We start from the raw sequence: 9,236 nt of genomic DNA, 5'->3' as shown, positions 1-9,236 counted from the left end.
CATTTATTACTATAATCACATACGAATTAAGGCAAAATTAAAAGGCATGAGTCCGGTTCAATACCGAACTCATGCCCCAGAAGCTGCCTAACGAGATAACCATGTCTAACTTTATGGGGTCACTTCACTATAGAGGCAGTCTTTTTAAGTTATATGAAGTTAATAGTCTAGAGGTATTCATTAGAAACAGATGCTTTCTAGTCTATTTTAATAATATTTCGCTCCAAGTAGCTTTTCACACTTTCTTCAACTGTTTCTAAAGTAGTATGACGGGGACGAAAATCAATAAGTCTTTTTGCCTTTTCCATACTAAAGTGACCACTGCGTGCAAGATGGTAATAGGATGAACTGATGTCTTCTTCCTTTTTAACATGCTCACACCATTTTTCCCACGGCAGAAATTTTATGTTTGGCTCTTGTCCAAAGAAACGATACATAGCTGTCGCAAAACCAAATAATGTCATTGATTCATCAGCAACTGCATGGAAGCTTTCGCCTATAGCTTGGTTTCTGTGTGTAATCGCATTCATAAATACTTGTGCAACATCGTCTGCATGCACATGATGCAATGTTTCCATTCCAAAGTTAGGCAAGAATATCTCTTCGCCGTTTGCAATTCTTTGGAAAGTATCAGGATTTACATTTCCTAATGGGCTTATAATATTCCAGCCTGGACCTGAAATTTGCCCCGGCATAATAGTAGTTGCAGGGAAACCCTTTAAACGATATTGCTCTTGTAAATATTGTTCACATTTAAGCTTTTCCAATCCATACTCATCAAGTGGCTCTTTAACACAGTCCTCTGTTACAGGTAAGCTTCGCGCCCTGCCATGTGCCCATATGGACGAACAAAATAAATAATGAGTTAATCTTGTTGCTTGCAGTGCTTCTACCATATTCTTTGTATCTTCTAACGTAAAGTTAATTAAGTCTATAACTATATCTGCATCCATGCTTGCAATTTTCTGAGCAAATGTCTCATCATTTTTTCTGTCTAAAACAACATTTTTGACTTCATTCCATGCATAATCTTCCTTATATGGTTTGCTTTTTCCTCTGCTGATATTTATAACTTCGTTTCCAGCTTTAACTAGCTTAGGTACTAAGTAAGAGCCAATATGACCACATCCACCTATAATAACAACCTTCATCCATCATTCCTCCCTTAAATCTGAGATTAACAAAATCTCTTAAAAAAGAATATAGCTTCCATCAATCCTTGAAGCTTTTTCTATTTTTATATGATTTTTCAGCGATAATATGTAAAAGATTTTTCATTGCCCTTCAATCAGTAGCTCGTTCGGCTAATTCCGTCAGTATGTTGGTTTAGCTATATCTTCATTTCTCAAAAGGGTCATAAATACTCCTATATCATTACATAACAACGGGTAATGTAAAATAATTTATATATACAGAATAAGCCAAATGTTGAAATTACCTCCTAAGAAAAACTCAAAAATTATTGTAGGAGGGATAAGTATGTCTGGCGGAAATAAATAGGAATGGAATAGAGAAAGGATTTAAGCATCCAGATCCTATTAAACTTAGAGAGAAACTTGATGTTCTTATCTTGAAAAACAACAAAAGAAAAGATGTTAAAAATATCGTTAAATAAAATATAGGAGATTTTGTTCTTTATTTTAGTAAAGAACAAAACCTCTTTCTTCGTTGAATCAGAACATAAGTTTAAGAATATTACATGATATTAAGGAGAAGAATTTCATGAATAGGGATAGCAGGAATATTAAATCAAAGCAATAACGCTTCCTGAACATCTTGTTAAAATAACCTGCCCATTTTAGGTGGAGAAGGATAGCTGCGATTGAGATGCTAATTCATGAAGCAATGGAGTATAACTTGCTGCTAGAATTTTAACCAATTAAGATTGTTTCCACTCATTATCTGTCACTTTTTTTTATAAACATAGCACTCAGCATTATCCCTAAACAGTATAAAACGAATAAAAACTTAATCGCTTAAAATAAAATTCAAAAGAAAATAAAGCATGGTTGACAATACAATAACGGGTATAATCCCTACACCAGCACGTGCAAGATATAGCTTAACACTACTTGATTGATATTTAGTGAATTTTAACTTTTTTACATAATTAGACACCACAATAATTGAGGCGACTGTAACTATAATAGTGACTGTGCTACTCATCACTGTGACCCACCTTTTTAAGAAAAATATTTTCCCCAAATCTAAAAACTTTACCATGTTTAATATTTGTACTTAAATGAGCTTTTATTTGTTTATCCTCCTCATAAGTATATTTATCTAACTTATAATATGATATAACAACAACATATTTAAAAACTACTAAATTATGAAAATGTATACAAAAAAAATACATTTTATCTCATGATATTTTTTATTTATAATTGTGATATTTTAAAAAAAATTACTGTTGTTACTGCAGTAACAAATCCAGCTGATATTTTAAATAACGGCAAGAAATGAAGTGCTTAGAAAAGGGATTATAGCTAGTTCTAGTTGGTGGACAGACAAATTCTATGAAGATAATAAAAAAGACAGCTTACGCTTGTATTTTTTTAAAGAACGTTTTTATTTTTCATCTTCCTTATCTTCAATTAGTATTAAATTAAGCTTTTTTATCAATAATATCTTATGTTTGTATCATTCTTCGTCTTCTTGTATAATCTGATTATTTATTTGACGTGTTTCCGTTTTTTGAGCTAACTTTACTTTAAAATCATAGTTACTATGATATTTAACAGAAAACAAACTAGAATATAGGATATCTAAAATAAGAGAAATCGATTCAAGTGAAGCGAAGCCTGCTATTTTAGAATACGATTTTTCTCTTGTTGTTATATGTAATGTTACATCAGCAATTCTTGATAAACTATTTTCCCCCATACTTGTAATGGCAATAAGCGGAACTTTGTTCATTTTTAAATATTGAGCTGTTTCTAATAATGAAGATGTTTCACCAGAATAAGAAATACAGATAGCACAGTCATCAGAAGATGTCATCACAGCCTCTTGATACATCATACTTTCAGTAGGATTTGTATCAGCCTTTTTACCAATATGTCTTAATTTATATACAAATTCTTGTCCTAAAAAAGTTAAATTAGAAATGGTAAATACTTTAACTTCACGGCAGTTACTCAATATTTGAACTGCTTTTTGCAAAGAGTCATGGCGAATGAGAGCTAATGTATCTTTTGCACTTTCAATATGAAGCTGAGTAATTTTACTGGCGATATTCATCATAGGATCACGATGGGTAAAAGGGGTATTTGCATCGATGTCTTGAAAATTCGTTTTTAAGTATGCAACCTCTTTAAGAAATGCCCTTTTCCATTCATTCCAACCGTTAAATCCTAATTTTTTTGATATTCTAACTAAGATGGAAGGAGAAGTGTATGTTTCTTCAGCAATCATTGTTGTAGAGTATTCCTCTATAAGTTCCTGTTTGTCTATAATAAAATCCAGAACAATTCTTTCATTAGGAGAGAACTTTAAATTTTTCATTTTCTCTTGTAGTAACACTGTTATCACCTTTTCTACAGGATGTGGAATGAATGTATCTTAATTATTATTTATCGGTATCACTACTATAAAAGCCATTCTCAAAATAAGGAATTGCAAACTTAATATATTCTTCTGGTTGTAATTCCCTGTTCTTGCTCCACTCTATTGCAGCTCCATATATTCCCCAGCTTAACAAAACAGCGGAAACTTTTGTGCTAGTTTCTGCTCGACCTTGCTTTTGCAGCATTTTATAAAAGATAATTTCAAGCTGTTCTTTAATAATCCGTGCAATGGTATCTTCATAGCCGCGATGACAGCGATTATGTAAAGTACTATGAAAATTAGTTATTGCTGTAAATATATTTATAATAACTTCTTCATTCAGTATATATCTTTTTATTAATTCATCATTTAAATTTATTAAGAACACCTCGGACAGTACCTTTTCCAGCAATTCATATTTATCAACAAAATGATAATAAAATGTTGCTCTGTTTATCATAGCCTCTGTCGTAATATCCTTTATGGTAATATCCTTAAAATCCTTCTTCCCCGAGATTTCGATAAACGCATCCATAATTGATTTACGGGTACGAACATACCGTAAATCCTTTTTTGTTTCTTTCATCATTGTTTCTCCTTTTTAGACAAATAGCTGAATATGTCGTATATACGATAATAATTCATTTTTATTGGTATTGTTGTTTTTCATTATGTACTAACATAATATCGTAAATCAACTTTAAGCCAGCTTCTTGGTTAGAATGATAGGAGTGAAATGTAAATATGAGTAAAAACCCAATGGCTTGTGATTTGGAAATAGGAATTTGTGGGGCAGCTGAAGAGGAAGCAATGGAAGTAATCGATTTTAACAAGTCTGATATATCCCTTAATTTATACTATGTAACAGATCCAATTTGTTCTCATTGCTGGGCACTGGAACCAGTACTTCGCCGTTTTGTCTCTCAATATGGTCACTACTTTAATTTCCATACGATAATGGGCGGCTTGTTAGAAAAATGGGAAGATTTTAGTGACAGTGCAAATGGTATTTCTAAACCAGCTGACGTTGCAGATCATTGGCGCGAAGTTGGTGAACATAGCCGCATGCCAATAGATGGCTCACTTTGGCTAAATAACCCGATACAGTCTTCTTTCCCTCCATCGATAGTGTTTAAAGTTATTCAGCAAAGAGATGATTCTTTAGCAACCGAGTTTTTGCGCCGTGCGAGAGAAGCAGTTTTTGCTTTTAATCAAAATATTGGAGATCCTGTTGTGCTCCTAGATATAGTAAATAAATTAAATCTTGATGGAAAATCTATATTGAAAGACGCTCAACAGGAGATTGGAAAAAATCTTCTCAACGAAGATATTCATTTAGCGGCTAGTTTAGGAGTGAGAGGATTTCCATCTATTATCATTGTTAATAAAGATAATAAAGGTGTAAAAGTTGTTGGTGCGCGTCCATTAGAATATTATATAAACGGACTAAAGCAAGTGCTCAATCAGGATAAACTCCAACCAAAGACTCTGCCTTCTCTTTCAGAACTACTAAAGAAGGAACAGCTGTTATTCTCAAAAGAACTGGAAATCATGTATAGCATTAAACAAACAGACATCCACTCTTTTATAAAAAAAGAACTTTCCTCAGATAGTTACGAAGAAAAGGAAATACTAGGCGAAGCTTATTATCTATCAGCATATTAACTTAAGGAGAATAAAATGGCATATATTTTACAAATAGATTTTAACATGAATGGTCCCTTTGGTGATGAAATGGCGGAAGCTTTTTCAGAACTGGCAGAAAGCATTAATAAAGAAGAAGGTTTCCTGTGGAAGATTTGGACAGAGAACGAGGAATCTCGTGAAGCTGGTGGTATCTATTGCTTTCAAACAAAAGAAACAGCTCAAAGTTACTTAGAGATGCATTCTAAAAGGTTAGATAGCTTTGGTATTACTAATATTAACACTAAAATTTTCTCCATTAATACGAAATTAACAGCAATTACAAAAGGAATAAATTCACAATAAACAACGCTAGAGAAAAGGACATCCCCTTTTCTCTAGCCCTTTTTTAATCTGTCATATATTCATTTATCAGCTCATAACATCTTTCCTTTGTTGATTCGTATGAAGAAATATAATAAGCAATCCATTCATGTGTTTTCCCACTGTACTTTAGTCATTCTTCATTGCTGACAGATACAGTCGCAAGAAGTTTCACCATTTAAAAAGTTCGAAGAAAAACGGCACATAAGCCATGTTTAATACAATAGCAAGAACTGATTTGAGAAAGGATTCTTTTAATACGATCGCTCCTATTCCAAGTAAGACTCCACAAAAAGCAAACATCGGACTTAAAAGAAACAAAACATTTATATATGTGACAGGTGTAAAGGCAAGTATAAGTAAGGCTATATTGAAAGCTATACAAGAAAATGAAAGGTTGTTTGCAGGCATCAGAACTCCCCATTTATAAATGGTATATTTCAGCATAAATGTACGAAGAATTTCTAGATAAATATAATAATTGTAAATAGCACTCTGCTTTAGTATCCTTCAATAAAAAATTTTCTTTTTAGTATCCTTTTTCGCTGTTCCGTTCGTTGTAGTTTTTGATTTCTGACATTCCTATTAAAAATAGAAGACTTGCTCATAAATAAAAAAACGGTTCTTTTTAGACGGCTTCAATTAGATACTTTCGGATAATCGATTGACTTCATCAATAAGACCTAAATTGACCATTGTCTCTATTACTATTTGAGCTAGTTCTGGGTAATCTTGCAAAACATAATTAAACTGTATGTCCCTAAACACTGCAAGTCGTGAGGCAACTGGTGCAGAATTAAGATATTCCCGCAACAAGTTCAAATCCAAATCTTTTTCCTTATTAATCTCAAATGGTTTATGATTTTCACATGGAAGTAGTGGAGTAATAATGCCTAATCCATCCTGTGTAGCAATACTTACATTTCTTTTTCGCTCCAATTCAACCTCTTGAATATATCGAAACGGATTCTCAATAAAAGGTATTTGAAAATTATTCATTATATAATTTTCGACCCTTTCCTGAGTTAACTTCTCATTTTTTGTTTGGTGGTAAAATGAGTGAGCTTCCTCTTCTTCCCATTGTTCTCTAGCTGCTAAATAAGCACCTTCACTATTAAATTCATTATAAAACAGTTCACTATTCGAAACATTTAATCTTAAAAATTCACTGAGGCTTTGGGCAATAATACGGACTGGCCTGTCAAAGTCAACGGGACAGACACAAACTATAGGTGCCTTCTCAAGATTCATAACAAGACCATAATCAGTAAGGAATCCATAATGAACACCATCTACACCAATATTTCCAAAAACAACTACATCACTTGGGGTATTGAAATATCTAATATCGTTTTCTAGAGAAAGGTAAAAATGAAGACCAAGATAAAATTGTTCAGGATCACTAAGTAATTTCTCTAATTCAACTAATCTTTGAAGCGTGGCTGGTACTTCGTATTTACCAAAATTAGTATTCATTTTGATAGCCCCCTTAAGTTATGGAATATAATTTACACCATTGATATAATCACCCATAAGTTACTTGCAGAGTGTAACAAATAAAGAAATTAATTCCATACCCTAAACCTCTAAACCTTCTTCTTTCCGAATCATGCAAACAGTCCACATCTTAACATTCACTGATTGACTCATTGTTTCCCTTCCTTTAATTCCTTTTTCAAATAGTAATGCTTATGTTCTCTCCCCACATTATCTAAAGTACCGTATACTTGGTAACCATTCTTTTCATAGAAGCCTAATGCTTGAAAGCTTAAAGTATCTACCTTTATGAAATCACAATCTTTTTCCACTGCTATTTTCTCAACCTCTGCTAATAATTTCGTACCATAACCAGATTTTCTCATGTCTTCATCTATCATAAATGTATGGATTTCTAACCAATTCCAGCATACTTCACTCAGGATTCCGCCACGGACTGTTCCTTTATCGTCCTTCAGAAACAGACATATTTCTTCGAATCTGCCTCCTAAATCTTTAGGAAAATGACTTAGGTTATACTTGTACAGTGCTTCTTCAATGTATTGTTTATCTTTTTTATTTACCTCTCTCGTAATTTGCAATGTCACTTGAATTCCCCCTGTCTGTCTCTTTTAATAATATTCAGATTATCTAAAAAAATAGCGTCAAAAACTGACGCTACGATAACCTTCCTAATTCCACTCGTTTCCATGTTCACGAATAAATATAATGTCTTTTTGATAATGTTCGAGATGTCCTTGTTTCAGCATATTTTGAAAAGCAACATCACCTTCATTTGCTTTTTTTATCATATATTTACATAACCCAGCCAACCTTAGCAAAACCATCTCTAAATAATTCTCTTTCAGCCCCTCGATCCCGTAAGCTTCAAAAAACACGTTCACTCTATTTTTAATACGTTCGGCATCTTTTATAGAATTATAATAGATTTCCTCTCCATTTTCGTTGTGATTAAGTCGACTTAAAGGAACGCATGTGTATAGAGTATACGCTATGTCCCAAAGTCTCGGACCAGGTGCAGCGACATCAAAATCAATTATCCCAACTGGCTTTTTGTCATGAAAAATGATGTTGTATATAGCAAAATCATTATGACAGATAACCTCCATCTTATCTGGAGTATTAACCATAGGAACCCATTCATCTGTTATCGGAAAATCACTGACAGCATCATGATATTGACGAAGCATTTTTGCTATCTCTGCTAAAACACTATTAGACCACATATACTCTTTCAAAGGATATTTTCCCGCTTCTCCTTCAATAAATGTTAAAACCTCTCGACCTTTGTCGTCTATGCCTAATAACTTTGGAGCATATTCAAACCCTTTATTTTCTAAATGGTTTAATAATTTATGAATTTTGCTGCTTTCTTTTTTTAGTTCACGGCGAACAGTATCTCCTGCACGATAGACATTGGAAATATTACCGCCTGTTAATATTTCTTCCTTTTCAAATTGATTTGTCATTAAAAAAACCCCCAATTAGGGTATTTATGAATGTGACAATAGCGATGTTTTTTACTCATAAATAAAAGCAGATTAGAAAAGTATCTGCTTTGAAAACGGGAGTTTCTATTGTCCACACCATGAATCCCGAAAATGATTACAGACAGACTTATAAACTTTCGTTACTACTCTATCAATTAGATAATCATTACAAAGTCCACATGTGCAGTATAGATTCCCCTTTCTTTACATCTCTACTTCATATTACCAAAAGATGTTAATTATGTGAATCAATTTGCAGAACTATTCCGTTTATTCGATAAGTCTCTATACTCCGTAAACATAAAATCTCTCATTTACCTTTTGTATACCACTTATTTGTATGAAATTCCTTTGGAATAATTTGCTCCACTGGATCGTCAAACCCTAATTGTGCTAATGTATCAAACCATAAGTCACTTTTTGATTCTGGTAATTTTGTACCGCACCACGGACAGAAAAATATCTGTATACTCGAACTTCCTCCATCATGGATAATTAAGCCATATTCATCAAATTTTTCATGATAACTTACTAAAATGTCTGGACAATCTGATTCGTTTGTATGAAATTCACCTTTATAATTAATTTGCCCTGTCATCATTTCACAGCAGTGTTTACTCATGTAAGTTTCCTTTCTCCTAAAGAAAGTATGTTCTTTATTCTCAAGAAAATAGTCTTAATGTAAATCTTCGG

11 protein-coding genes are annotated in these 9,236 nt (G+C 32.8%); 3 read left to right on the top strand and 8 right to left on the bottom strand.

The window, feature by feature from the left end; genetic code table 11:
* Positions 1-91, top strand: a 91-nt coding sequence (locus tag M3600_RS24540; protein ID WP_251647637.1) for an IS3 family transposase, incomplete at its 5' end; no start/stop codon positions are given.
* Positions 92-197: 106 nt separating this feature from the next.
* On the opposite strand, the gene M3600_RS24535 is transcribed toward M3600_RS24540, so the two are convergent.
* The 4 genes from M3600_RS24535 to M3600_RS24520 form a co-directional block, all read right to left on the bottom strand.
* The gene (locus M3600_RS24535) at positions 198-1,151 is read right to left on the bottom strand and encodes an NAD-dependent epimerase/dehydratase family protein (protein WP_251647938.1); all 954 of its coding nucleotides are present in this window, start codon (positions 1,149-1,151) and stop codon (positions 198-200) included.
* A gap of 817 nt (positions 1,152-1,968) precedes the next feature.
* On the bottom strand, positions 1,969-2,166 hold the full coding sequence (locus M3600_RS24530; protein ID WP_233315454.1) for a hypothetical protein: 198 nt from the start codon (positions 2,164-2,166) through the stop codon (positions 1,969-1,971).
* Between the two features lie 477 nt (positions 2,167-2,643).
* Complete coding sequence (locus tag M3600_RS24525) at positions 2,644-3,525, bottom strand: MurR/RpiR family transcriptional regulator (protein WP_233315455.1); 882 nt, start codon at positions 3,523-3,525, stop codon at positions 2,644-2,646.
* Between the two features lie 46 nt (positions 3,526-3,571).
* Positions 3,572-4,135, bottom strand: coding sequence for a TetR/AcrR family transcriptional regulator (locus M3600_RS24520; protein ID WP_251647942.1), 564 nt, complete (start codon positions 4,133-4,135; stop codon positions 3,572-3,574).
* A 158-nt stretch (positions 4,136-4,293) separates the two neighbouring features.
* Here M3600_RS24520 and M3600_RS24515 point away from each other — a divergent pair, with 158 nt between their 5' ends.
* Together M3600_RS24515 and M3600_RS24510 are read left to right on the top strand one after the other, a co-directional pair.
* Positions 4,294-5,214 carry a DsbA family oxidoreductase gene (locus M3600_RS24515; RefSeq protein ID WP_251647936.1) on the top strand — a complete coding sequence of 307 codons (921 nt, stop codon included), beginning with the start codon at positions 4,294-4,296 and terminating at the stop codon, positions 5,212-5,214.
* 15 nt (positions 5,215-5,229) lie between these two features.
* Positions 5,230-5,538: a monooxygenase gene (locus tag M3600_RS24510; protein WP_233315457.1), complete on the top strand. Its 309-nt coding sequence runs from the start codon at positions 5,230-5,232 to the stop codon at positions 5,536-5,538.
* 660 nt (positions 5,539-6,198) lie between these two features.
* Here M3600_RS24510 and M3600_RS24505 read toward each other — a convergent pair.
* The 4 genes from M3600_RS24505 to M3600_RS24490 form a co-directional block, all read right to left on the bottom strand.
* Positions 6,199-7,032 (bottom strand): hypothetical protein, encoded by an 834-nt coding sequence (locus M3600_RS24505; protein ID WP_251647934.1) that lies wholly within the window; start codon positions 7,030-7,032, stop codon positions 6,199-6,201.
* 170 nt (positions 7,033-7,202) lie between these two features.
* Positions 7,203-7,640 (bottom strand): GNAT family N-acetyltransferase, encoded by a 438-nt coding sequence (locus M3600_RS24500; protein WP_233315459.1) that lies wholly within the window; start codon positions 7,638-7,640, stop codon positions 7,203-7,205.
* A gap of 84 nt (positions 7,641-7,724) precedes the next feature.
* Positions 7,725-8,522: a phosphotransferase enzyme family protein gene (locus M3600_RS24495; protein ID WP_251647932.1), complete on the bottom strand. Its 798-nt coding sequence runs from the start codon at positions 8,520-8,522 to the stop codon at positions 7,725-7,727.
* A 331-nt stretch (positions 8,523-8,853) separates the two neighbouring features.
* A complete protein-coding gene (locus tag M3600_RS24490; protein ID WP_251647930.1) occupies positions 8,854-9,165 on the bottom strand; it encodes a DUF6980 family protein in 312 nt (103 codons plus the stop codon).
* Between the last annotated feature and the right edge of the window lie 71 nt (positions 9,166-9,236).

This window comes from Niallia sp. MER 6, from assembly GCF_023714395.1.
Classification (GTDB): domain Bacteria; phylum Bacillota; class Bacilli; order Bacillales; family Cytobacillaceae; genus Niallia.
This window is presented reverse-complemented; position numbering and strand designations above follow the sequence as displayed.